Source organism: Paenibacillus medicaginis, assembly GCF_042138635.1.
GTDB classification, from domain to species: domain Bacteria; phylum Bacillota; class Bacilli; order Paenibacillales; family Paenibacillaceae; genus Paenibacillus; species Paenibacillus medicaginis.
Window position 1 is genome coordinate 1 of the sequence record NZ_JBHIRY010000004.1, and the last position, 24,141, is coordinate 24,141.

The 24,141-nt window shown below is 40.6% G+C and carries 22 protein-coding genes; 3 read left to right on the forward strand and 19 right to left on the reverse strand.

Features of this window, described 5'->3' with window-relative positions; translation table 11 throughout:
• From tnpA to ACE5LO_RS05585, 8 genes are all read right to left on the reverse strand, one after another.
• The coding region (tnpA, locus tag ACE5LO_RS05550) for an IS66 family insertion sequence element accessory protein TnpA (RefSeq protein ID WP_445993901.1) at window positions 1–235 on the reverse strand (235 nt) is incomplete at its 3' end.
• 29 nt (window positions 236–264) lie between these two features.
• Window positions 265–945, reverse strand: a complete 681-nt coding sequence (locus ACE5LO_RS05555; RefSeq protein WP_375519046.1) for a hypothetical protein — start codon at window positions 943–945, stop codon at window positions 265–267.
• 664 nt (window positions 946–1,609) lie between these two features.
• Window positions 1,610–2,023 (reverse strand): FAD synthase family protein, encoded by a 414-nt coding sequence (locus tag ACE5LO_RS05560; RefSeq protein WP_375519047.1) that lies wholly within the window; start codon window positions 2,021–2,023, stop codon window positions 1,610–1,612.
• Window positions 2,020–3,561 carry an asparagine synthase (glutamine-hydrolyzing) gene (gene asnB / locus ACE5LO_RS05565; protein WP_375519048.1) on the reverse strand — a complete coding sequence of 514 codons (1,542 nt, stop codon included), beginning with the start codon at window positions 3,559–3,561 and terminating at the stop codon, window positions 2,020–2,022. The genes ACE5LO_RS05560 and asnB overlap by 4 nt, the downstream gene beginning before the upstream one ends.
• Window positions 3,562–3,587: 26 nt before the next feature.
• Window positions 3,588–7,070, reverse strand: a complete 3,483-nt coding sequence (locus ACE5LO_RS05570) for a CDP-glycerol glycerophosphotransferase family protein (protein WP_375519049.1) — start codon at window positions 7,068–7,070, stop codon at window positions 3,588–3,590.
• A 40-nt stretch (window positions 7,071–7,110) separates the two neighbouring features.
• Window positions 7,111–8,142 (reverse strand): glycosyltransferase family 2 protein, encoded by a 1,032-nt coding sequence (locus ACE5LO_RS05575; RefSeq protein ID WP_375519050.1) that lies wholly within the window; start codon window positions 8,140–8,142, stop codon window positions 7,111–7,113.
• Between the two features lie 22 nt (window positions 8,143–8,164).
• Window positions 8,165–10,243, reverse strand: a complete 2,079-nt coding sequence (locus tag ACE5LO_RS05580; RefSeq protein WP_375519051.1) for a glycosyltransferase — start codon at window positions 10,241–10,243, stop codon at window positions 8,165–8,167.
• A 116-nt stretch (window positions 10,244–10,359) separates the two neighbouring features.
• A complete protein-coding gene (locus ACE5LO_RS05585) occupies window positions 10,360–11,433 on the reverse strand; it encodes a glycosyltransferase (RefSeq protein WP_375519052.1) in 1,074 nt (357 codons plus the stop codon).
• Window positions 11,434–11,636: 203 nt separating this feature from the next.
• Between ACE5LO_RS05585 and ACE5LO_RS05590 the strand changes: the two genes are divergently transcribed.
• Both ACE5LO_RS05590 and tagD read left to right on the forward strand, forming a co-directional pair.
• The gene (locus ACE5LO_RS05590) at window positions 11,637–13,127 is read left to right on the forward strand and encodes a CDP-glycerol glycerophosphotransferase family protein (protein ID WP_375519053.1); all 1,491 of its coding nucleotides are present in this window, start codon (window positions 11,637–11,639) and stop codon (window positions 13,125–13,127) included.
• Window positions 13,128–13,139: 12 nt separating this feature from the next.
• Entirely contained in the window at window positions 13,140–13,583 is a 444-nt protein-coding gene (gene tagD, locus ACE5LO_RS05595; RefSeq protein WP_375519054.1) for a glycerol-3-phosphate cytidylyltransferase, read from the forward strand.
• A 25-nt stretch (window positions 13,584–13,608) separates the two neighbouring features.
• Here the strand turns inward: tagD and ACE5LO_RS05600 are convergent, their stop codons facing one another.
• The 6 genes from ACE5LO_RS05600 to ACE5LO_RS05625 form a co-directional block, all read right to left on the reverse strand.
• On the reverse strand, window positions 13,609–15,585 hold the full coding sequence (locus ACE5LO_RS05600) for a glycosyltransferase (RefSeq protein WP_375519055.1): 1,977 nt from the start codon (window positions 15,583–15,585) through the stop codon (window positions 13,609–13,611).
• Window positions 15,586–15,607: 22 nt separating this feature from the next.
• On the reverse strand, window positions 15,608–15,946 hold the full coding sequence (gene fliT, locus ACE5LO_RS05605) for a flagellar protein FliT (RefSeq protein ID WP_375519056.1): 339 nt from the start codon (window positions 15,944–15,946) through the stop codon (window positions 15,608–15,610).
• Complete coding sequence (gene fliS / locus ACE5LO_RS05610; RefSeq protein ID WP_375519057.1) at window positions 15,943–16,332, reverse strand: flagellar export chaperone FliS; 390 nt, start codon at window positions 16,330–16,332, stop codon at window positions 15,943–15,945. Before fliS ends, fliT begins: the two co-directional genes overlap by 4 nt.
• 27 nt (window positions 16,333–16,359) lie before the next feature.
• Window positions 16,360–17,811: a flagellar filament capping protein FliD gene (fliD, locus tag ACE5LO_RS05615; protein ID WP_375519058.1), complete on the reverse strand. Its 1,452-nt coding sequence runs from the start codon at window positions 17,809–17,811 to the stop codon at window positions 16,360–16,362.
• A gap of 16 nt (window positions 17,812–17,827) precedes the next feature.
• On the reverse strand, window positions 17,828–18,190 hold the full coding sequence (locus ACE5LO_RS05620; RefSeq protein ID WP_375519059.1) for a flagellar protein FlaG: 363 nt from the start codon (window positions 18,188–18,190) through the stop codon (window positions 17,828–17,830).
• A 151-nt stretch (window positions 18,191–18,341) separates the two neighbouring features.
• Window positions 18,342–19,112 (reverse strand): flagellin N-terminal helical domain-containing protein, encoded by a 771-nt coding sequence (locus tag ACE5LO_RS05625; RefSeq protein WP_375519060.1) that lies wholly within the window; start codon window positions 19,110–19,112, stop codon window positions 18,342–18,344.
• A 216-nt stretch (window positions 19,113–19,328) separates the two neighbouring features.
• Between ACE5LO_RS05625 and ACE5LO_RS05630 the strand changes: the two genes are divergently transcribed.
• Window positions 19,329–20,171 (forward strand): beta-1,6-N-acetylglucosaminyltransferase, encoded by an 843-nt coding sequence (locus ACE5LO_RS05630; protein WP_375519061.1) that lies wholly within the window; start codon window positions 19,329–19,331, stop codon window positions 20,169–20,171.
• 161 nt (window positions 20,172–20,332) lie between these two features.
• Here the strand turns inward: ACE5LO_RS05630 and csrA are convergent, their stop codons facing one another.
• From csrA to ACE5LO_RS05655, 5 genes are all read right to left on the reverse strand, one after another.
• Complete coding sequence (csrA, locus tag ACE5LO_RS05635) at window positions 20,333–20,602, reverse strand: carbon storage regulator CsrA (protein WP_375519062.1); 270 nt, start codon at window positions 20,600–20,602, stop codon at window positions 20,333–20,335.
• Window positions 20,602–21,018, reverse strand: a complete 417-nt coding sequence (fliW, locus tag ACE5LO_RS05640; protein WP_375519063.1) for a flagellar assembly protein FliW — start codon at window positions 21,016–21,018, stop codon at window positions 20,602–20,604. The genes csrA and fliW overlap by 1 nt, the downstream gene beginning before the upstream one ends.
• A gap of 78 nt (window positions 21,019–21,096) precedes the next feature.
• Window positions 21,097–22,005: a flagellar hook-associated protein FlgL gene (gene flgL, locus ACE5LO_RS05645; protein WP_375519064.1), complete on the reverse strand. Its 909-nt coding sequence runs from the start codon at window positions 22,003–22,005 to the stop codon at window positions 21,097–21,099.
• A 28-nt stretch (window positions 22,006–22,033) separates the two neighbouring features.
• Window positions 22,034–23,614, reverse strand: coding sequence for a flagellar hook-associated protein FlgK (flgK, locus tag ACE5LO_RS05650; RefSeq protein ID WP_375519065.1), 1,581 nt, complete (start codon window positions 23,612–23,614; stop codon window positions 22,034–22,036).
• Between the two features lie 15 nt (window positions 23,615–23,629).
• The gene (locus tag ACE5LO_RS05655) at window positions 23,630–24,130 is read right to left on the reverse strand and encodes a flagellar protein FlgN (protein ID WP_375519066.1); all 501 of its coding nucleotides are present in this window, start codon (window positions 24,128–24,130) and stop codon (window positions 23,630–23,632) included.
• Window positions 24,131–24,141 lie beyond the last annotated feature (11 nt).

Sequence of the window (24,141 nt, forward strand, 5' to 3'; positions counted from 1 at the left end):
GGGAGAGGCGGGGAACGACTTCCGTTCCAGTCGTCTCTCGGAGCGCTAGCGGAATAAAGGAGGCGGGAGATTCGGAGATGGAGACTGGACGAGATTTCAAAGTCCGAAGCCAGTATTTCAATTGATTTAGAGTCACACCTTGCGTCGCACACCAGGCTTTCATGGTCTGTCCGCTGGCTTTGTAATCCGCGACGCGTGCAATCCATGCTTGTCGTCGTTGTTCTTGTTTTGTCATGAAGCAACCCCGCTTTCGTTGGATTGCCTTCATTTTCGCATGGTTTCCGTTTGTATTGAAGGTGGGCTAGATTTGACGCTTACGTTAAGGAAGAGATTATTATAAAGAGATGAGTATTCAATAGCATACTTCATGTAGTTTATAGTTTTTTCTGGAGCAAAAAAACGACCTAATACTTCTTCAATAGCATTATAATGTTCAGACACTATAACAATATAATCAAACCAATTATCCTGAATATTGTTTAAAGAAAATATAGGGACATTACCAATTGCTTCAGCTTCAAGATCAACTTCTGGAAGGTTTAGATATCCAACTACTTCATATTCTGTATCGTCCAGTAGCTCATGAAACTTTGGAGAGTAAACATTAATTCCGCAAATAACCAATTTGTGTTTCAAATGAGAACTTATCGTTTTCCCCCATACGCTGAAAAAAGGAATTAACTCTCTATTTATAATAGATTCACCTTGGCTAATTTCATTAGAATTAAACCTCTCAACTACTGAAACTAGGATATTTCCTAATTTTTGTATAACTTTTATATCTTGAGAAACAATATTTCTGTTCTCTAAGCCGTTACTTATAAAAACATATCCATCGATAAATGAGTTTATAAGCCGCTCTTTTTCTTTCTCATTATTTATAAGTTCCTGTACAATTAATTTCATAGTTTCCAAAACATCATGCATACCTTTTGTAATGGTCATCCATTTTCCCCCCACTTGATTTTCAACAAAAACTTCTATCTTTTGAGGCTCAATACAAAGTTGGTCTTGGGATATCAAGCCGATTCTGTTCAAGATTACCACGCTTGATTGAATTCTACCAGGAGACCTTGTACCTACCGATCCCGGTTACGAGTGAAGTAGTATCAGACTGGAAGGCCTTGTATTTGGTTATTTCGGTCCTCAACCGCAGCCATTGTTCCAGTTGCAGCGATGGTAGTTGTCGATTTCCTGACGCCAAGTTGCGTAGAAACAGATGGGGAATAGCCGAATGCTGTAGCTGTTCTCCTTGATCAAACTAGTTGTCCAACCGGATTAGGGCTGTGTTTACACCTGGTGAGTAGTTGTACCATTTCACAAGCACTTCTTTCCAGGCTTGAGCTTACTGAGTACCCCTCAACTCCTGTTGCTTTTCAGCAGCCGATGCTTTGCTTTTAGATTCGCTTTCTGTCGGAGAGACAAGGTGCTCTAATCCGTTTACCGTACAGCTTGAATGGCTTCGGTGACATAACGCTAGACATAAAATCGGTCGACAATACGAATAGCTTCCGGATAGCACGGTGGGGTAACTTCCAATTTACATGAGCCCATAACTTTCTCTTTGAGCTGTCGCACTTCATATTACAAACCTGTCATATCTGAATAATTATTTCCGTAAATTTTGTAATGTCTCATTTAGTAATGTGGAAGAGATACCTTTTGTATAAGGAAAATATATAATTTTGACGCCTACCTCATTAAACTGAGACTCATATAATTTCCATTTATCACTTTGGAACCAATCGTCCCCAACAAACATTACATCAAATTTTAACTTCTCCCACTGATCGAATTTATTCATAGTTTCTTGAGGAATAACAGCGTCGACGTATCTAATCCCTCTCACTATTTCCATTCTCTCTGAAAAAGGAATGACCGCTTTTTTTAATTTATAAGACACCAACTCATCTGTAGTTACTCCAACAACTAAGCGATCACACATGGATTTAGCATTTTTTAAGAGGTTCAAATGACCTATATGGAATAAATCAAACACCCCTGAAGTGTATCCAATAATCATAATAACTCTCCTAAAACTTCAAGATTATAGTTAAACCATTTATCAAAATAACTTTCACCTTTAAAAGAAACTCCAAAAATTTGCTCCAGAGGAACCGGAAATCCAACTTTTTTTCTTTCAGCTATCTCAATTGGAATATGATCTTTAAAAACTCTTTTCAAGGGAGCTTTAACAACTCCATCTTTTGCTTTATATTGGTACCCTACTCCAGACAATCGTTCGACAAGACGGTAATCTAAAAATGGAGACCGAGCCTCAACTGAATTCAGCATAGTAGCTCCATCTAATCTCTTTAATAATCCCCTCAAATGTGCCTCTTGAAAAAATGCAGCAACTATTATTTCAGGTTTTTTCCATTTAAGAAATGGTTGAATAGCATCTTCAACGATCTCTAGGTCTTTCTGAGAGCCATAGGTATACAATTCACTAAACTGCTCTAAATCCCATTTTTCCGAACTGTTTGCCCATTTAAATATTCGATCATATCCAAAAAAAAGTTCGTCTGCTCCTTCGCCGCTCATGATAATTGTGTTCTCTTTCTTAGCTTGCATTGTCATATAATATAAAAGTACTTCATTAGGAACTGAGAGAGGTTCTGCCTTTTCACGTATCAACTTCTTTGACAAATCAATAAATTGCGACTTATTCATTTCGATTACATGATGTTCAGTTTCAAAATGATTTGCTGCCAAATGAGACCATTGAAATTCATTCATTTCTCTAAAACCTACTGTCCAGCTATGTTGAACTCCAGCAAGCCCAGTTATAATTGTGCTATCTAATCCTCCACTCAAGTAGCTTCCTATTTTTACATCCGCAATTTTACGATAATTTACGGAAGATTCTAATAAGTATTTAAGTTCTTCATCAGAAGGAGGCTGTTTGTCCGAATAATCATTTTCCCAATAACGATAAAGTACATTCCCTTCCATGTAACAACCAGGAGGAAATTCTTTAACTTCCTGATATATTGTTCTGTTATTAAAAAAACTCCTCATTTTTTTGTACTGTCGGATCGCTATATTGTCCAAGGAATAATTTTTTAATAAATGTAATAACGGCTTAATCTCAGAACTAAAAGTATAATTTTCTCCTTTTACGTTGTAATATAATGGCTTTACACCAAGACGGTCACGTGCAACAAAGATTTTTTTCATTTGAGTATCGAATATAATAAAAGCGAACATCCCATTTAACCAATTCAACATAATAGGTCCGTAATTTATATATAACATTAGCAATAATTCAGTATCAGAACTTGTTTTCATCTGGACATTATATTTTTTAGCCAGTTCCCTGTAATTATAAATTTCTCCATTGTAAACAATTACATATCTACCATCCTCTGAAAAAAAAGGCTGATTACTTCTATCGTGAAGATCCACAATGCTTAAACGGTTATGGCCCATCATTATATTTTCATAATTATAAAATCCAAGGGGGGCATCTGGTCCTCTGTGTCTCATTAGGTACAAAGCAATCATGAATTCATTGGTATTTATTTCGCCAGAATTATTTGTAAAAAGTATGCCGCACATTATTTTGCTCCTTTAATACAAATTAATTAAGCTTCCAAAGTATTAAAAGCTTGATGTATTACCTCCCAAGTCCGTTGCACAGAATTTGCATCAGTATGCTTAAAAAAAACTGGGAGCAACTTTTCACGTTCACTTCTATAGTAGTCTTTATCTAAAGTATATTTTTCCAACTCTTCGTGTAATTCTTGCTGCCTACTTACTTTAGGACCTGCAGTCCAAAAATCATAGGGCTCTAAAACTAAACCTCTTTCTTCACGATATTTGTCAATGTCGGTATTGACGAATATTATAGGCTTGTTCATAAATAAAAAGTCATTATAGACTGTTGAATAGTCAGTAATTAATATATCTGCTGCATTTAAGATTTCATAAAGATCTAGTCCGTTTGTTTGCAGTGTATGATTGTCTATAAAGAACAAATTGCTATTAGCACGATTTTTTGTTTTTGCAGCTATAGCGTTCTCCTCTCCATGATGAACTTTAGATACACATATCATATTAGAAGCCTTTAAAAAGTCATTAAACTCTTCGTAATTAAAGCCAGAAATTAAAAAACTATCAATAAGATTTAAGTCTCCTTCAACTCTATTTCTCTTTTCATCTAAATGAAAAGTAGGCATATTAAATATAATTGTTTTATTATCAAGTTCTGCCCCTAATAACTTTTGAAGGTTTGCTTTTCCGTCAGCCAGACATAACATATCATTCCTTGCTAATCCTGTAATTTTATATTTGTTTTCTGGGATTGCATAGAATGAACTGCGGACGATTTGCTCCATAGTTGATGCTATACATACTACGTCAGCATTGTTGTAAACTTCTTGAGTTCCACCAGACTGTTTATCTTTTTTATCCATTAAACCGCATGCTTTTAACGGCAGACCTCCGTGGCCAATTTCTATATTGAAAGTAAACTTGGGGAGATAAAGAAATGTAGAAAAACCTGATACCGTCACAGATGCGATTAAAGGAGCCTTAACAACATTCTCTGTTAGGTATATATCTCTTCCGTAAATTACATGTATATTAAACATATCTTTATATTCCCTTGGAATGTACTTTAATAATGCTTCCACATTAGAGTCTGCTGCATTGAACTTGTTAAACACTACTGTTTTCAAATAATCTTTATCCCTTATTTTTTTCATCAAATTAGCATCGATTCTGACAAATTCCAGTCCAATACCAGAAGACACGGCTACTTCACATTCTTTAATTCCATATTCAGCTAGTGATCTAATTTGCTTTACATAGTTAGAATCATAAATCACAATTAGCTTTATATTCTCATCATTTTGTTGTTTTAAGAGCAAATCATCTAGAGAAATTATGGGGGTATCAATACTGATTTTATGAGTATAAGAACTGTGAGAGCAATACCCATCAATATTAAGTCCATTTGCTTTTAAGAATGTTGTAATATCTATGGTATTATCATCAAATAAATTGGAGACATATATACTAACCGTACTTTCATTTTTTTCAGATAGAAACAAATATAAAGGCGATTTTTCTTCACTTTCTATATTAGTAAGTTCAATACCACTTACCTTACTTTGCTGAATAAAATCCAAGTACATTTTGTACATTTTTTGTGTATCTGAATTTGTAATGAACTCAATACTTGTAAAAAAATTTTTAACGTCATTCATACACAAATATTCCAAAGAAGGAATAACACTGTAATCTTGAGTATCTATTCTATATTGTAACTCTTTCAAAAGTTCTTGCTTAAACCAACTAGATTTAGAGTAGATTTCTGCGAATTTTTGATTTTGATTAGTTGATATTAATGAAATCAAGTATTGTCTTTCAACAAACTTAACCCGTTCGAACTTCTCATAAGCTTGTTTAAGACCTTCTTGATATTTTATTTTGTTGTTAAGATTACTGTACATAGAGAATAGAGCTAGAAATACAGGTGACTTATAATTTCTGGATATAGCATACAATTGACTTCCTAAGTGATTTTGTTCCTTTTCGATATAATTTTCATCGATTCGCTTATTAGCTAAATTAGAAAGAAGAGCAGCCCTAACATTCCAATTATTACGTGATACAAAACTATCAATTACGCTATCATTCAACGTCATTTTTAAATATTTATTGATAGCAACATTAAATTTTTCACAGTTATTCGCAATAAAGGAATACTCTTTATCAAGAAGTACTTCCGGCATATAAGTACCAATTACAGGTATAGAAGATGCAATATATTCGTATTGCTTGATTGGATCACAGTTTATGATAATGTCAGTATTGTCCTTAAAAGGAATAATCCCAACTTGCATATGTTTTAAATATTTTTTTAGCTCACTGTGTTTTTTTTCGCCTAAAAAAAAGAGATTCGGACAGGGTTCTATCAACAAATCAGTATTTCCAAAGCCTATAATTACAAAAGACTTATCAGGATTGGACCTTACTATTTGATAGAATAACTCTACATCGAACCAATCATAAAGTGCTCCTGTATAGACTATTCTCGGCTCAGGGATATATTGCATGTCATGTGGTATCTCTTGTGCTGATGAGCACAAAAAGTCTAATTCATTAACCGCATTTCTTGATAAAAACACATTTTTTCTTTGCTCTATAGCAGTACGTTGCAGATATAGAGCTGAAGCTGTTGTAGTGATTGCATTAGCAGAATCCATTAACTCCTGTTCCCAAACGAAATCATTTTTATGTCCCCAGAATGAGTATTCTAAATCAGAATGATCATCAACACACTCATAAATATGATAAAAATTACCCTTAAGAGATTTAATGACATTAATCTGGGAAGGTAAATATGTTATAATGACTACTTCTTCATTATTCGATAGTGAATAATGAAGTAAACTTTGAACTAATTCAATATAGTTACTTTCTAAAACATTCTGATTTTCATCTAATAACTCTACAGGGGAGAAGATGCTGACTCCATCTACTAATTTTACGGATTTTAGCGAGTACTCTAAAAGATCAGTAACAGATAAGGTTCTCCCCTCACTTATAGTACTACGAACTCTCTCTACATATTGCACATGGTGGCCAAATTTCGCTAAAGCTCTAGAGATATGATGAGTACGCTGATACACATCTCTCCAAATATTTGAGGACAAAATAATAAAAGTCTTCTTTTTTTCCTCCGCTGCCGTAACAAAAATGTTTTTCAGTGCTTCATTATCCACATACATCTGGGCCAATTCAGTTTTTATACTCTGATCATTTAAATACTTATAGGCTTTACCGTAATATAGAGCAGCATCACTTTGACTACCGATTCTTTCAAAAGCATAAGCATAGTTATAATAAAAATCACCATTAAACTCATCTAGTTCAATCGCTTTAGAGAGACAGGAAATTGCTGCAGAATATTCTTCAACCTTTAAACAAAGGATTCCCCTTAAGTTCCAATACTCTGCATTTTGGGTAAGAAACTCTTCATTTTCAATTATCAAATCGTATGCATTTTGCAGCTGATTAGTATTTATATTCTCAGCAATTAAGTCAAGGATGTATCTCATTTTTACCTCCTGCTGTAATAAAAAGATTTCATAATCAGCTTTATTTGTATAAAAGCCGATCACATAGCTCTATAGTTTGTGTGTCTAACACACTCTTAACCCGGTCAATTTTATAATTAATCACATTAAAATCAGACAAATTTGCTTCATATACTTCAGGAGTTAAACCATCAAACCAAGATATATAAAGAGAAAGAACTTTAAATCTTGTTGACATATTCATAGAAAGTAATCCGTGGCTTAAAGCAGTCCATATATTCCAATGCAGTACTCTCGATAAATAAATACTGAACAGTTTAGCTCTTAACTGAGGCTCACTTACATATTTAACGAGCATTTTCTCAATTATCCTTAAAATTTCTAATAAATATTCCAGATTATTCACCGGATCCTTATAAACTGATTGGGAGAGAGATTCTGTTTCTCCATCTCGAATCCTGTAGTTATATACTGTGGAAGCTAAATTATAAATATGATGGGCCTTTAAAAAAGCTTCAATCGTAAAAATATGATCTTCTCCGTAATTTATTACTTCCAGGAATTTCGCTTGTAAAATAACCTCTCTTTTGAAAAGTTTCCCACAACTGTACACAGAGTAAAGGATGCCAGGACATTCATAAAGATTGATGGTGCCCTCAATTTTAAGCTCTGGATATATATTAAAAAAGTTAGAAATCACACTATTTTTCTTATCAAAGCGCTCATATATTCCTGTAACTATATCTGCATGATTATTAATAGCTGCTAAGTACATCTTTTCTAATGTCTCTTCTGGGAGCGTATCGTCTGAATCAACAAAAAAGATATATTTACCTCGTGCCAGTTCTAATCCTATATTTCTTGCTGCTGAGACTCCTTTGTTTTTTTCCTGTTTATAAAGCACAATTTGATTATGTCGAGACGCAAAAAAGGAAGCTATTTCATAGGTTTTATCCGTTGAAGCATCATCAACAAGAATCAATTCAAAATCCTGAAAAGTTTGAGCTAACAGTGACTCAATAGTTTCTTGTACATACTCATCTGTATTAAACATGGGTATAATGACTGATATTTTTATACTCTTTTCTTCCATTAATTATCACATCCTAGAATCTTCAGTCTAACTGAAGGGTTGTAATGTTCATTCTTAAATTCGAGACCTTCTCACTTTCCATTTTTATTCTATTCAAATATTTTAAGGAACTGTTACAATCATTCAGTTTATAGCTGAGATTAGCTAAGATAAACAACGTCTCATCTTGATCATCCTGATATTCTAGTGCTATTTCAAGCATTGCTAAAACGCATGTGAAATGGCCATTTTCATACAAATAATTAACGAAAAGGTTAACAGTACTCAGTTTATCTCCAATCTCAGCTCTTATAACATTACTAATTGTTTGGAAGCTTATCTCTTCTTTTTGAATTAACTGGAACAGTTCTGCCATCGACTCATCTCTTTTGACCCCATGTTCTGTTCGCAGAAGTAAAAATTTCAGCCATTTTAATGTGTCAGATTTTAGATTAATTGTCTCCTGAATCTGATACATCCAACTCTCAATCTGTTCACTCTTCTCCGGAATCCTCTCCAGCCAATAGAGCGCCTTCTCATCATCACCGGCACCATAATAGACTGTTCCAAGGTTGAGCAACGTAGTCGGATCATCCGGATTCAGTTCATGCGCCTTGGACAAAAGCGGGAATACCTGAGCCATCTGATTTCTTTCAAAATGAGAAATTGCCAGATAGTTCAACAACGGAACGACTGGGCCGTTATAGGATTTAACAGCTTTCAGAATCTGGCTTGCAGAGCTCTTTAAGATCTCTTCAGCAAGCTCTTCACTTGGGTTTTGAAATAACCGGTTAAACGATTCATGCAAAACCGCCGGACTTGTCTCTTTCTTGGCAATAATCAGGAAACGGCTTACATCAAAGTGTTCAGGTAGTTCATTGGGAACAAGCCGTCTCAATCCGTTAATAAATACTTGCTCCTCCTGCTGTAAGTTTTCCTTAACAGTTTGAATGGATGCTACTTCAAAGTTTATCTTTTCCAGTACTGCCGTAAATTCCTCGATGCTCCAGGCGGCCAGATTACGCTCGTCCAGTTCTTTGCCTTTCACAAGGCTGACTACAGTAGAATAATGGTATACATTCGGGAGATCAGCTATTAATTTTCCGTCTGATTTCAACAACGTTCTGCTTTGAATGAGAGCCTCGACCAGATTTTGAGTAGTGCTTAGGAGAATATAATCAAAAAATTCTTCCTTAAATTCGGCCCTCTCAAAGCTGTTTATCACGCTATCCTTATGACCAAGCAAATTCTGGCTTATTAAACGTGCCTTAGTGTTTGCCTCAATACCGTAAACTTCAGCTTCGGGGAACTGTTGTTTAAGACTAAGCAGCGTCGCCCCACAACCGCTCCCAACCACCAGTATACGGAATACCTCGGGAATATCGATAGGAAGCAAATTATTTAAACTGGACTGCGGTTTAACTTCAAGCTGCCCAAATCCCCATAACGTTTTGAAGAGCCGCTTTGAAGTTCTATTTGACGCCATCTTCAAGCCATAATGATGGACAAATACGTTGGTGCATACCATTAGTCTGTACTTGGCCTGGGCTATTCGCAGGCAGTAATCTGCAGCAAGCTCCTCGCCACCAAGCTCTTCATGAAACGGGCCTATTTCTGAAACGACTGCTTTCTTGAAAAACATGCAAAAGTCCGATATTGCCAGCTTCTGCTTCAAACCAAAGTTGCGATTACAGATACGTCCTTGCTGGAGCATGCCCTCCATCGAGGTATAACTGACCTCCACTGCCTGGTCTCCCTCGGCATTATTCGTCACAGGCCCCACACCAGCAATGTCCTGATCTTGATATAAGGATTGCATCATATAGTCAAGCCAATATTCTGTAACAAGTGTATCGCTGTGCAGGAAAAGAATATTATCTCCTGAAGCTACTTCTACACCTTTATTCCAGGCTTGGCCTTGTGTTAAAAGCCCTTCATGAAATAATGTAAGCACATCCGTTTGATCAGCGAGCCATTCTCTTACTTTCCAGGAACCTCCGTGCTCCACTACGATTAACTCGTAGGTGCCACGTTCCGTAAATTTGCGGATATTATCTATGGACGCCGCTAAATATTCCAAATCATCCGGCGACGCGCTGATTACTATACTCGTCTTTTGCATGGAAGACCCCTTTGTGTACATTGATATCTTTTATATCGGTTAATCCTTGTCTTACCGACAGACAAACGACAAAATAACTTCTCTGGACCTACATAAAAAATGAAGCGGCAGACATCCTATTGTGCCATAAGTGAAAGTCTTTCTATAGAAGGCTCATACTTATAATGAGCGGCGGCCAAATACTGCTCTTTAGCCTTCTCCAGATCCCCGAGAACCTCATAAAATACCCCGAGATTATGATGGGCGGCAAAGCTCCCGGTCCCCATAACACTCCCTTCTTTGCCGTTGTCCCCAATTTCAAGAGCTCTCATATAGTATTGTTCAATGTGTGAGAGAAGGTGCTGATACTGTCCCGGGTCACTCATGATGAGTTCAAGCAAATATAACGCCCCTGCAAAATAGAAGTCGGGAAAGTCATATAAAAATTCCTGTTCCTTTTCAATCACGGCAATTCCATCTTCCAGTTTGCCTATGGCCATGATTGCATAAAGGTAATTGACAATAAGCGAAGGAGCGTAGACTTCTTGTCCGGAGATGAGATGATATGCTTTTTTCAGGCATTCAAATGCATCTTCATGCCTTTCCAGCCCCCGATACTCCTTGGCAATTTGGTAGTAGTAATAGGGATCCTCCGGGGATTGATTTATAACCTCTAATAATAGAGGAATGTTCCGTTCGTTTTTGGTCTGCTGAAAATAACCGTCATGCTGAATTTCTACATCCATTGTGATGCGGGGAAGATCAGTTACAATCTGTTCGTGAATTTTTCCGGTATACCGACAGTAAGAAGGGAAGATTCTCGTAATATAGCTTTGTTCAAGGTTAATGCCGTCCTTGCCTTGAAACTTATCAATTCTCTTCACTTTACCAACAGCCGGAAACGGATTAGATAGCAGCGTTTGTACAGCATCTGAGCAATCATTGGATATGTACTCGTCCGCATCCAGCACTAAGCACCAGTCACACGTAGATTGTTCGAGTGCGAAATTGCGTGCGGCTGCAAAATCATTGCTCCATTTATAATCAAAAATACGGGCCTGATACTCTGCTGCGATGTCCTTGGTCTGATCTGTGGACCCCGTATCGACAACAATAATTTCATCAACATATTGGATCACGCTCTCCAGACAGCGTTTCAGGGTGCGTTCTTCATTTTTTACAATCATGACTAAGGAAATTGTTTTTTTCATGGTTACCTCTCGAGATTACTTGTGCTCAGATATGCTGCTTATATTTAATATCGGTTTTTAAAGCTCATCCCGAGAGGTTTCTAATCCATATCTATGCATTGTATTTTTTTCCATTTCGAAATAGTATCTGCTAACTCTTTATCTGTTTCGACGTTTTACCGATAAACTAACTATGAGAACTTATTTAATGGAAGGAACCCTCCATGAATCCTAAAATCAAAATTACCATGTTTCACTTGTCAGCCTCTGGCTCAAACAATTATTATCTATATCATGCTGCTTCCGATGAGCTGAAATCGAAATATGATATTGAGCTCTTAACCAGGGAGCAAACCCAATATAATCGTTATATCGATCAAGGTGATGTGTATATCACCACCCATGGGGAATACTCTTCTAACTATGACAAGATAAATATTGATTTATGGCATGGCTTTCCGCTAAAAGGGATGGCCAAAATGGACAGGCAGGATACAACGCCTGACCAGCATATTCATGAGCATTGGTCCAAGACGGATATGATTATGTCGTATTCAACGCTGTACAACACAGCAATGAATGCATGCAACGGAGGCATTATTGATCAATATCGAATCACCGGGCTGCCGCGGAATGATGCGTTGTTTTCCCAAGATTCGAAGGAAAAGTTAAAGCGATTGTTCCCTGACCTGAATGGAGACAAAGTGATCTTCTTCATGCCGACCTTCCGCAAATCGGTAATCACACCAGACAAAATAGAAGGCGCTAAAAACTTCGGGAATATCTTCGGTCTCTCTGACTTCCATAAAACCAATCTTGTTCAATACTTAAAAAAGAACAGAATTTCGCTTGTTCTTAAGCTTCATCCTTTTGAGGAGGATTATTTCACCAAAGAACTGGAGGAACTTTCAAGAGAGGGAATTTTCACGTTAAGTGATAGCCAATTGTCTGAGGCCAAGCTGGATTTATATGATGTGCTCGGAGCAGCCGATATGCTGCTTACGGATTACTCCTCTGTTTATATTGATTTTCTGTTGCTGAATCGTCCTGTAATGTTTGTGCCGACAGACCTGGAAGATTATAAGCAAAACCGCGGCCTGTTGTTCGAGCCCTACGACTTCTGGACACCGGGACCTAAACTTTACTCTCAAACAGAGCTGGAAAATGCCATCAGCCGCTTCTTAACGGAGCCAGAATGGTACTCTTCCGAAAGAAATACGATATTGAATCTGTGTCACCACTACAGGGACAATCAAGCATCGAAGCGAATTTGGGAGCTAATAGACAGCTATATTGAAGAGCATAAGGATTTGATTTACAAGAGACGGGAAACGTACCAGCAGCACAAGCAGATACAGCAGCAGATCAAACACGTGATCCAAGGAATGATTGAGCAAGGCAATCTGCAGCAGGCAAATGACGCCATCCAAAGATATCTGGAGACGAATCAGGCCGATCCCGACATATTTGCCATGAACGGGATGCTGCATCTATTGACAGATAACCCACAGGAGGCCATCCAATCGTTCCTGAAAGGGCATCAGCATTTCCCTTGGGATGAAGACTTGTTGTATAATCTCGGCTATGTTTATGAAACGACGGGCGACCTTGCAGCAGCCAAAGCATCTTACAATAAAGCGATGCAGCAAAGCACCAAACCAGAGGTTACAGCACTTCTCACCGAGAGGCTTGCTGCAATATCCTCTGAAGGATAAGGGGGCTTCTATGTGAAAAAAGTAATTACGTATGGCACCTTCGATTTGCTGCACTATGGTCACATTCTGCTTCTGCAGCGTGCAAAGGAACTGGGAGATCATTTGACAGTTGGGCTGTCGACAGACCACTTTAATGAAATCAAGGGGAAAACCTCTTACTTTACTTATGAGGAACGCAAAATGATGCTGGAAGCCATCAAATATGTAGACTTGGTCATTCCGGAATACGAATGGGAGCAAAAAAGTGCCGATATCCAGGAGCATCAGATTAACACCTTTGTTATGGGGGATGATTGGGCGGGGAAATTTGATGATCTGAAACAATATTGCGAGGTCATTTATCTTGCACGTACTCCGGACGTATCGACAACTTCAATCAAGAGCAACCTGCAAAATGGGCATGAGCAAAGTATTAGACAGCGCAACTTCACTGAGAAAAACCTTGTTAATAGGTAAAGAACCGGCTGGTTGCCGGTTCTCTTTATTTTGCGGAAACATATTGTTCCTCAACGAATCTTTTCACAAAGGAAATAGACATAAATTCAGGAAACTGGGATTTAAATCTCTCAATATACGTGAGCTTATCCTTGCCTTCAGCGCTTCTGATCAGCAGAGTATACAAATAACGTTTACCTGGCTCGTCCTGCAGCGCATGATCGAGGAATCCAACCGCATCCTCATGGTAACCATGATTTAAATGATACATTCCGAGATTTTCAAGACTAACTCCGTTTAATGCTCCCTGGGATAAAAGAATGGAATAATAATTCATCGCCATCTCCGTTAGCCCCAAATTATAAAAATAGTTAGCCAGGTGATTAACCAACTGCGGTGTTCTGACGATATTCACCAAACGGTCAAACCACTCGAACTGCCTCAGTAGAAACAGCTGCTTGGCCAAAACAAACCAGGAATCCGCGTGCTGCTCTGCTAACCCCTGATCCGGTGCTTCATTTTTAGCAATTATCATGATCATGGAAGCAAGCTCTGCCAGCTCCGGATCCTGCAATTTGTTCATGAAATCGAAAAAGGTTTCAAACTCATTCCAAATAAATGATCCTGCTGCCGCATAGCTCCACAAATGCTGTTTATTATCCTCGGTGACTTCAATAGCATGTTGAGCCAGCAGCTTTTTCCAACTTTTTTGATCATTCTGAAGCATAGCAAATTGCAACCGGTCCAAATCACTTATCTCATTTTGAGTATGCAAATACTGATGATAATAACCCGCAATTTCAGCCTGTCCCAAAGCTGCCGCAACTTTAAACAACAGTAAACTATCTGCCTTATTGTGCTTGTCATAGGTTTTGTTCAAAAACTCAATAATTGCACTTTCCTTTTCATTTTGGCTCAGCCACTCTACCAGTTGCAGCAGCACACGCGGATTCTTGTTATTTTTGTTCAGAAGCCTGGAAAGCCAGTAAATGGCCTGCTGGTTATTGTTAAGTCTAAAGGACATGGAAATAAGCTGCTGTACAGGAGATTCAAAGCTGTAGGCAGGATCAATCAGCCAGAATTCCTTGTTGCCTTTTGCCCTCTTCTCTGCAAGCTCAATGGCTTCTGTATAACAAGAAGCGGCCTCATCAAAGAATCCGAGTGTCTCCAAATGAATACCTTTAATCGTATGATATTCCGGATACTCGCTAAACTTAATCAATTGCTGCTCCGTAAGCTGCCAGGAACGAGCGATTTGGTCAGTTTTGTAGTAAAGGGTAATCAATCCCACGAGACAATGAGAATACCAGGCCAGCTTGGGGTCAGCCCCCTGCAATGCGCGTTCATAACACTCCAAGGCCTGTTGCTCCTCTTTGGCATACCGGTACTGATTTCCCAGTGTGAACCAGTCATACTCGCTTAGCTGCTGGTTCTTTTTCATTTGTTCAAAAATCTGCATATTTCTTGTGTGCTTGTCTTTCTCTGCAACCCGTTGATCCTGATAGCCGGTGTGATAAATATTCAAGTCTATCTTCTTATGATAAAGTTCTCCCAGCTCGCCCCGGGTTAGCTGTTCGTGAATCGGGCGCTCAAAGCGGATTCCCTTCCCATTCGGGAACAAACGGGTAACGGGCGAAGTCGTCATATCATCCTGGTATTCTTTATCACCTGTAAAATTGATAATGGGGAGCGTGTAAGCAAGATGGCTTATCGACTCCTCCTTATCCAAAAAGTCGTTCCATTGATCATAATCTTCTACGGCCAAATATTCATCCGCATCCATAACCAGAATCCATTTGCCGGTAGCGTGCTGCAAAGATTCATTGCGGGCCGCCGCAAAATCGTTTGACCATGTGTAATCAAAGATTAATGAGGTATACCGGGCAGCGATTTCCTTGGTTCGATCGGTTGAACCGGTATCCACAATAACAATTTCATCGGCAATTCCTTGCACACTATCCAGACATCTGGACAGAAGAGCTTCTTCATTCTTTACAATCATGCAAACGCTGAGTCGCTTCATAAAAAGTTATCCGCCTTCTTGGTTAGTTCCTGCGGTCAAAGAACATGCCGTCTGTTGTATAGCTTGAATTGTAAGCTGATTTTTGTTCCTTGATGGCCTCTTGTCTTTGTAGCCATTGGCCAGCTTCATTTTTAAAGATATTCATTTTCGCGAGTATCGCCTGATCATGGGCTGCAAGTTCCCTTATAATCTCTTTATGCTCATGATTTAAATCATGCTTGTTCAATTCAATTTGAGCAACCAGTTGCGCTCTTTGCTCTGTAAATTCAGCAAGCTCTTCATAGCCTGCTTGAGGCAGACGCTGCATCAAGTGAGCCGTCAATTCATCCAACCGATTCACAAGTTCGTGTACCCCGTTCACTTTGCCAGCTCCGCAGTGCCACCCAGTGACTTGGCGGCAGTATCCCATGACTCGCGCAGCTCAAGCAGATAAGACAAGACTTCATTTGCAGGCTGCTTATCTTTCTTCATATTGGATTGGATAAGGCGATGGATCATATATTCATACACTTGGTACAAATTTTTGGCAATTGGATAGTCATAATTCAATGCAGCAATCAATTCATGAATTACAGCCTGACTTTTACAGAGATAGGTATTTGTCTTTTGGTGATCTGCTTCCTCAATCGCGGAAATACCAAGACGGATGAAGCGAATGGCACCATCATACAGCATAAGTAACAGCTGGGACGGGGAAGCCGTTTGCAATTGTGTTTGCTGGTATTTTTGATGCGGTGTTGTAATCAAGGTAACTCTCTCCTTTTAAAGCAATTATTAAAGCATACTGGTCAAGCTGGAAGCCGTACTGTTGTATTTGTTCATTGCCATTTCCATCGCTGTAAACTGCTTATAATATTGATTCTCGACCCGGGCCAGACGATCCTGAAGCGCCTCAATTCGCTTTTCATAGTCGGACAGCTGCTCGCCAATCTGGCTTTGCGGCAAAAATGCCGTTGTGAGGTCACTGCTCACTTTAGAGGTACCGGCCTTATCCGCCAAGCTTTGCAATGAACCGGAATTAATCTTCTTTACTCGGTTAAAAATACCATCGTTAGACGTATAATTGGTTTTGTCTGCGTTATCAGTTTGTCCAAACAATGCTGTCGCTTTCTCTGGATTGCTTTCCAACGCTTCACGCAGCTTGGTTTCGTCTATATAGAGCTTTCCTTTTTCACTGTAGTTTCCGGTTGTGATTCCGAACTGGGCCAGATTGATCTTCTCTCCATTTGGCATGACTACATCGGATGCAAGCGCCGTCCTCATATCGCTAATCGTTTTATCAACTATAGAATCACTTTTCAGCATTCCACTTTTCGCTTTTCCTTCCCACAGCTCAATCTCGGAATCCTTCATGTCTGCCTTTTGCTCTGTGGTAAGCGGTAAATATTTTCTATAACGTTCTTCGCCGGTTTTTTTGTTTAGCTGTGACAGCGTGTCATTATAAGCCTCAACAAAACTTTTAATGGTATTAACCATTGTGTCTATATCCTGGGACACTTCAATCTGGGTTGATTGGCCGGTTGGAGTGGTACCATTTAAGCTGATTTCAACCCCGTTGACGGTAAACGTATTGGATGACTGCTTGGTGGTCAAGCCATTAATCACGACTTCCGCATCTTGCCCCACTTTTTCCGAGCTTTTGGTGAAGCTGGCACTGCTCTCAAACAGACTTCCTTCAAGGTTGATGCTTTCGCTGCCTGTCTTTTTACTGGTTAACGACAGACTTCCAGTTGTAGAATTGTATACGGCGGTAACCCCGGCATCAGTGCTTTTGTTGATCTTGGAGACAAACGAGTCGATCGTGTCACCCGCCTCAAACTTTATCTCAGCAGAACCAATCTTTACTGATTCCGAACCCACACCTAAATCAGACATTTTAGTGGCCCCGGCAGCTCCTTTATAGATGACATTGGATGCTGAAGCAAGATTATTAACAGTAACATTCAAAACCGAATCTGTCGCTGCCCCAGTAGCTTTGGCGGTCAATACACCAGTCGCCCCGGTAATAGTAGCCTTTTTGGAATCAATTGCGCTGCTGAAGCTGTAGGAAGTCAGCTTCTCATTAAAGCCGACCAGCTTGGTGCTGACCTCGCGGTATCCTTCCCGCTTCCATTCGGCAAGCTGTTTTTGCTGGTTCAGCTTGTCCAGGGGAACACGCTCCGCTGTCATCAGTTGTTTAACCATCGAATCAATATCCAGTCCAGAAGCAAGACCCGAAATTCTCATTAAATTCCCCTCCGATTCATGCTCTTTTATCTATGATCATTCCGTTCAGCTCCATTAAATTTGCTGCAATATCCAGCAGCTTCTCCTTAGGGATTTCCCGGATCAAGTCCCCGGTTTGTTTGTCAAACACCTTTACCATAATGGCATGAGTCTGCTTGTGGACCGAAATTTCATAGGTTTTTTCCGGTCCTTGCACGGCTCTGATTGCTTTCTCCAGCTGTTGTATGGCCTGTTCTTCATCTCCGGACAGCTTTACTTCAACGTTGGCAGCACCTGCACTGCTACTGGAAGCCGCAGCAATCGCCGGTTCATCGGCTGCAAACCGTGGCGAAACTGCCCTGACCGCAGCCATTCCTGATCCCGAAATTCGTTGGTCCACAAAACACCTCTCCTTATCTCATTAAGAGTAGCTCTAGCTGATGATTTTCCCATCCGGTTATTATGTATATCGGTAAAAAAGGCTGTATTGTTAAGAAAAAACAAAAAAGAAGCCCTGAAAACCAAGGCTTCTTCGGATTTTATTGCGATTATTAACGAAGTACAGACAGAATGCCTTGTGGCGCGGAGTTCGCTTGTGCCAGCATCGATTGGGAAGCTTGCAGCAGGATGTTGTTCTTGGACAGAGCAACCATTTCCTTCGCCATGTCCGTGTCACGGATACGGGATTCTGCGGCAGTCAGGTTCTCTACTGTAGTACCGATGTTGTTGGAAGTGTACTCCAGACGGTTTTGTACAGCACCCAGTTTAGCGCGTTCTGTAGATACATTTTTGATTGCTGTTTCGATCGAACTCAGAGTTGTGCTAGAGCCCAAACTGCTAAAACCAGTAGTGGAGATCGAGCCAATTGTAATAGAACCCGTCGCTTTGTCATTCACAGTGATTGTAGCACCTTTAGTGATGCTGATCCCGTTGAATGTAGTTTTGGTCATGATGTTATCGATTTGTGCACCCAGTTCTTTCAGCTCTTGGTCGATGTTCTTTGTGTCGTTGGAACTGTAAGTTCCGCTGGATTTTTGTACGTTCAGCTCTTTCATACGAGTCAGCATGGAGGATACTTCGTTCATTGCACCCTCTGCAGTTTGTACGAAGGAGATTCCGTCCTGAGCGTTACGTTGTGCTTGTTCCAGACCACGAATTTGACCGCGCATCGATTCGGAGATGGACAGACCTGCAGCATCGTCAGCTGCACGGTTGATACGAAGACCGGAAGACAGTTTCTCCATATTTTTGCTTGCTGCATTCGTGTTCAAGCCCATGTTGCGGTGTGTATTCAAAGCTGGTACGTTGTGGTTGATAATCATTTGAAATTTCCTCCCTGAAATGGTTTGATTCCCACATCCTTGTGGTAAAAGCGTCTTCACAGGTCGGCCGCCCTGAAGAATTACCGCTCTACATGATATATCGACAACCGAAATAGTTTTTTTTATAGCTGAAGCTGATTTTTTTATTTTATTTACATTTTTATACTTACTTTATAGAATGAATTATATATTAATTCCAACTAAGGGGCTTTGGAAATGAAAATTGCTTATTTTATTCTCGCCCATCACAAGCCGACTATGCTTAATAGTCTGCTGCAATCCATATATGATGAAAGCAATATTTATATGATTCATGTTGATGCAAAGTCTGAAGAAGATGTACATCGCTTGGCCATTCAGTGGGCTGAATCATTCTCAAATATTCATATTTTACATTCCCGTTCTGTAACCTGGGGCTGTTGGAGCCTGGTACAGCTTGAGCTGGATGCCATTAAGGAACTCTTACGTCTGGACGTCGAGTGGACTCATTATATAAATTTAAGCGGCCAAGACCTTCCTTTGGTTTCTCAACTCAATTTAAAAGAATTTCTTGAAACGCAACCTTCCACTAACTTTATTCAATGTATTGAATCTACGGAAAAATATAAAGGAGTTGCACTCAATAATTTCTTTATTGAAGATGTCGGTGAGTTAAAAATATTAGGAGAACGCCCTCCATTCGAGCATTATTTTATCGAGGGCATGAAGGCATTTAATGGTTCACAATGGAGAATCATTACGAGGGAGTTTGCACATTATGCTGTTTATTCTCCCCTTGCCTTTGATATGCAGGATTACTTTAGATATTCTCATGTGTCTGATGAGCAGTACTTTCAAACATTGGCAATGAACAGCCCTTTCAGAGAAAAAACATTATCCAAAAACTTCAGATACATAGTCATGTCTGTCGGTAAGGATGGACTTGGTAGAGCAAACACTTTACAAAGTTCCTCGCTGTTTGAGTTATTTAATTCAGACGTTTTCTTTGCGCGCAAATTTGATGATCAAATTGATCCTTCCATCATTCAAGTAATCCTTCAAACATTGGGCTCTAAATAAAAACACAGAGCAGCCGTATAGTCAGCTGCTCTATGTTTATAAGTCCTCCCTGGATCTCCGAACCCACTCCATAAGCTCGGGACTCTTTGCTCTTGCCTCCGCAATGTCCAGGTAACTGCATGCTTTATCTTTGTCCAATACACTCTGATACTGCAAAAGTATCAACCCTCTTCATCCTTAGTTTCATTATCGCCTCTATCAGGGTTGAGACTCTCCATATGCAAAATGGCATTTTGAATGGCCTGCAAGTCCATTGCCGCATCCTGATTGTTCTGCTGTATAGCTTCAAAGATTTCCTTCCGGTAAATATCAATATCCTTTGGGGCAGAAATCCCGATTTTTACATTATCCCCTTCGACGGACAGTACCGTGATGACAATGTTGTTTTGAATTACAATGGACTCGCCTTTCTTCCGCGACAGCACGAGCATTAGCCTTCACCGCCCTTCCCGTCTGATCCTGTCGTGTTCCATAAAGAATGCTTCGTTGTATAAGGTGTATTTTGGAGTATAATCTGCTTTCCGGTGTGCTTTTCAGCATTAAAGATAATAGGAGCCAGCAGATTCACAGTGGTAAGCGACCGCTGGCTATGCCAGGTTACAATGCAGCGGACCGCTACTTGACTTTCATCTCGAATACCCAGTTCATCTGTAATTTGCTCGGTAAGCTTAAATTCGTAATCGGTATGAAAATCAAACGGATTGACAGTAATAAAAGATACATCCGGTTTATCAACTGCGCTCAATAAACTAAACAACTCGTTATGCTGCTGCAAGTAAAATCCGTGCAGCTCTTCGAAGCCTGGCAATCCTTTTGAAAAATAAAAAATATCCTGTGCAGGGGTCACTTTACGATTCCTCCTTTGATTAGCAAAAAAGCTACGGACTTGCCGTCCGCAGCTAAACATACCCACAAGTAGCTAGTATTAATTCATAAAATCCATAAGTGTGGGCTGCATGATTTGGGCCGACGACTTTAAAGCCGCCTGGTATATGGTCTGGGCAGAAGTGGCCTGAATCATCAGGCTGGCGATATCCGCATCTTCTGTTTTGGATTGCAGTGTCGTGAGGTTCAGGTTCCGGTCATCAAGCCTGGATTGAACCAGTTCCAGTCGATTCGTACGCGCCCCCACCTCGGATAGGCCGGCTTGCATTTTAATGGATCTGGATTCGATTTTGTCGGATTGGGCACCAATATCTTCGTAATCGCCTCTTGTTAAAGCATCGATTAAGTCATCCATGACTTTGAAAACATTGTCATCTTCAGTCGCGGTCCCGAAAAAGTCACTGCCTGATGTATTCACCTGAAATTTGGACTGGTCCCCAATTGCATATTCTACCGGATTGGTATCCGGTGTGATCTGGGAATATTGCGTGACGGTTGCAGAAAGCTCATATGGAGCCTGATCATAATTCTGCCCGTTAAAAATATACTTGCCCCGGATTTGGCTGTTGCCGATATTCGTCATTTGCTCTTTCAATTCCTGTACTTCCATCTTAACAGCGTCGAGGCCAGACTGGGGAACGGTTCCGGTTGAAGCCTGTACGGTCAGCTCTTTGAGCCGCTGCATCACGCTGGATGCCTGCTGCATGGTGGAATCCGTAAAATCCAACCAACTCAGGGCCGCATCCGTATTTGTCTGAAACTGTTCGTTTGAGGCCAGTTCGGCACGGTAACGAAGCGCATAGGTCACACCCACCGGGTCATCGGAGGGTTTGTTCAGCTTGCGGCCGGTCGAAATCTGGTTTTCCATTTTGCTCATATTGCTGTAATTACGGTTCAGGTTGCTGAGCGTTTGCATTGTGGTCATCCCGTGGGTTACACGAATAGGCATGTCCTACCTCCTAAGCTAAAAGAGCTAATTAAAGACCTACACGGCCTGTGCTGTTAATCAGTTTGTCCAGCAGCTGATCGAATGTCGTCATAAATCGGGAGGCTGCGCTGTATGCATGCTGGAATTTAATCAGGTTGGTCATTTCCTCATCCAGCGATACTCCGCTGACCGCTTGACGGTTCAGATCCACCTGCTCGGTAAGCAGCTGCGCATTCTTCGCCTGTCTGTCCGCTTCTTCCGTTTGCACTCCAAGCTGGCCCACAATCGAGCTGAAAAAGTCGTCCGTCGTTGTCGCCTTGGACATGGAAGACCCGAAATCAAACGGTACACTCTTCAGGTTAGCCATCGCTAGCGCCAGACCATTATTACCAACCACTACGGCTTCATCCGTTGTTCCTGCACCATTTACACGCAGGGAAGAGGCAATTTTATTCGGGTCGCTCTGGATATCCGGATTAAGTGTGATATTGCCTGCTGTGACCGGACCTCCATCCTTGGTGGTGAAAAAGAGTCCGCCCTTTTGTGGAGTGGTGCCGCTCAGTGTGTAGCCCAGTTGATGCAATCCATTGATCCCTGCAACCGTCACTTTCAAATCGGAAGTTAAAGTTCTGTTCCCGTTAGCATCGGAATAGGTTACAGGTGTGTTGTCAGGTCCGGTATTCAGCACCGTTCCCTCGGGCAGTACCGTGCCTGCAGGCAAGGTGGTTTCTATATTTCCATTCGCAAGCGTATTGGCTAACTGGTTCATCTGTGCCTTGTAATCTACCACATATTTGTCACGGGACACGAACATGCCGTAGATCTCTCCGCCTGTAAGCGTGCCGCCGTCATAAGCAGCCTTTAACGCATCTGCTGTTGTCGCCGTCACCTGTGTTCCCGTTACAGCAATCTGTCCTGCAACAGTAACCTGATACCCTGTATCCAGTTGAGTCACAGTCACATTAGCCAGCTTGGAAAGCTGGTCTACTGCGTAATCACGCTGGTCATACAGATCATTGGGATTATCCCCCAAGCCCTCCAGTTTGGTGATATTTCCATTTAAATCCGCAATGGATTGCAGAAGGGAATTCACTTCCGTAGTTTTTAGTGTAATGTTGCTGGTCAGGTCACTGGTCAGCGCGTTTAATTGCTTATCGACCTGGTTCATAGCGTCGGTTAAGGCTAATGTCGTTTCTTTTACGATTTTACGGTTGGTCACATCCTGGGGGTCCTGGCTCAAGTCGGACCATGCATTCCAGAAATTGTCCAGCACCTTGCGGATTCCCGTATCTGAAGGTTCATTCATGATGGTTTCAAGCTTATCCAGCGTGTCGTACCGGATGCTCCAGGCACCTTGAGAGGTATTTTCGTTGCGGTATTGGTTATCCAGAAATGATTGTCTGACCCGTTCAATTGCGTTGAATTGTACGCCGGTTCCCAATTGCCCACGAACCACTGAACGGTTCATTCCGATAGCTTCCATCGGCTCGGACGCCTGCATCTTGACGACTTGCCGTGTGTAACCGGGTGTATTGGCGTTAGATATGTTATGCCCTGTTGTGTTTAATGCAGCCGTTTGGGTATTTAACCCTCGTTTGGATGTTTCTATCCCATGAAAAGTTGAGGCCATATTGTTCTCCTCCAGTTAGGCACGTGTATCAAAAAGGCCACGGCGCCCGCCGGAAGCCTGCTTCTCGGCCGGATGCGTATAGGTCACTTCTGATTCAGAGTAATAGGACATGCTTTCAATAGAAAAATCAATGTACGAAATAGCCTGCTGTATAAGCTGCTGATTGAGATCATTCAGTTCCTTCAGCTGCTTCAGCGTGGAGCCGAGGGCGGACTGGATCTGAAGCAGCTTCTGCTTCTCTTCCTGCTCAAAAACCAGCCTTGATAATTCTCTGATCGTAAGATTCAGCCTGGATTTAATGCCGCGGTCCTGCAGGAATACATGAACATTCTCTACCCGCTCTTGTTCCAGCTGTTCAATCCTTTTGGACACTCTGGATTCCCGTGTCATCACAGCAATTAGTTGGTCCACTTGATTCCTGATCAGGGCCTCTTTCTTCTCAAGGCCCAGCTCTATTAACTGCAGATGAGCCTCATTTAACCGTTCAAGTGTTCCGAGCAGCAGTGTTAATGGCATTTTTCGTTCAC

What these genes read in the sequence shown, in the direction of transcription:
- ACE5LO_RS05555 (WP_375519046.1), bottom strand. Translation starts at nt 945, where the DNA reads ATGACCATTACAAAAGGTATGCATGATGTTTTGGAAACTATGAAATTA.
- ACE5LO_RS05560 (WP_375519047.1), bottom strand. Translation starts at nt 2,023, where the DNA reads ATGATTATTGGATACACTTCAGGGGTGTTTGATTTATTCCATATAGGT.
- asnB (WP_375519048.1), bottom strand. Translation starts at nt 3,561, where the DNA reads ATGTGCGGCATACTTTTTACAAATAATTCTGGCGAAATAAATACCAAT.
- ACE5LO_RS05570 (WP_375519049.1), bottom strand. Translation starts at nt 7,070, where the DNA reads ATGAGATACATCCTTGACTTAATTGCTGAGAATATAAATACTAATCAG.
- ACE5LO_RS05575 (WP_375519050.1), bottom strand. Translation starts at nt 8,142, where the DNA reads ATGGAAGAAAAGAGTATAAAAATATCAGTCATTATACCCATGTTTAAT.
- ACE5LO_RS05580 (WP_375519051.1), bottom strand. Translation starts at nt 10,243, where the DNA reads ATGCAAAAGACGAGTATAGTAATCAGCGCGTCGCCGGATGATTTGGAA.
- ACE5LO_RS05585 (WP_375519052.1), bottom strand. Translation starts at nt 11,433, where the DNA reads ATGAAAAAAACAATTTCCTTAGTCATGATTGTAAAAAATGAAGAACGC.
- ACE5LO_RS05590 (WP_375519053.1), top strand. Translation starts at nt 11,637, where the DNA reads ATGAATCCTAAAATCAAAATTACCATGTTTCACTTGTCAGCCTCTGGC.
- ACE5LO_RS05600 (WP_375519055.1), bottom strand. Translation starts at nt 15,585, where the DNA reads ATGAAGCGACTCAGCGTTTGCATGATTGTAAAGAATGAAGAAGCTCTT.
- fliD (WP_375519058.1), bottom strand. Translation starts at nt 17,811, where the DNA reads ATGAGAATTTCGGGTCTTGCTTCTGGACTGGATATTGATTCGATGGTT.
- ACE5LO_RS05625 (WP_375519060.1), bottom strand. Translation starts at nt 19,112, where the DNA reads ATGATTATCAACCACAACGTACCAGCTTTGAATACACACCGCAACATG.
- ACE5LO_RS05630 (WP_375519061.1), top strand. Translation starts at nt 19,329, where the DNA reads ATGAAAATTGCTTATTTTATTCTCGCCCATCACAAGCCGACTATGCTT.
- csrA (WP_375519062.1), bottom strand. Translation starts at nt 20,602, where the DNA reads ATGCTCGTGCTGTCGCGGAAGAAAGGCGAGTCCATTGTAATTCAAAAC.
- flgL (WP_375519064.1), bottom strand. Translation starts at nt 22,005, where the DNA reads ATGCCTATTCGTGTAACCCACGGGATGACCACAATGCAAACGCTCAGC.
- flgK (WP_375519065.1), bottom strand. Translation starts at nt 23,614, where the DNA reads ATGGCCTCAACTTTTCATGGGATAGAAACATCCAAACGAGGGTTAAAT.
- ACE5LO_RS05655 (WP_375519066.1), bottom strand. Translation starts at nt 24,130, where the DNA reads ATGCCATTAACACTGCTGCTCGGAACACTTGAACGGTTAAATGAGGCT.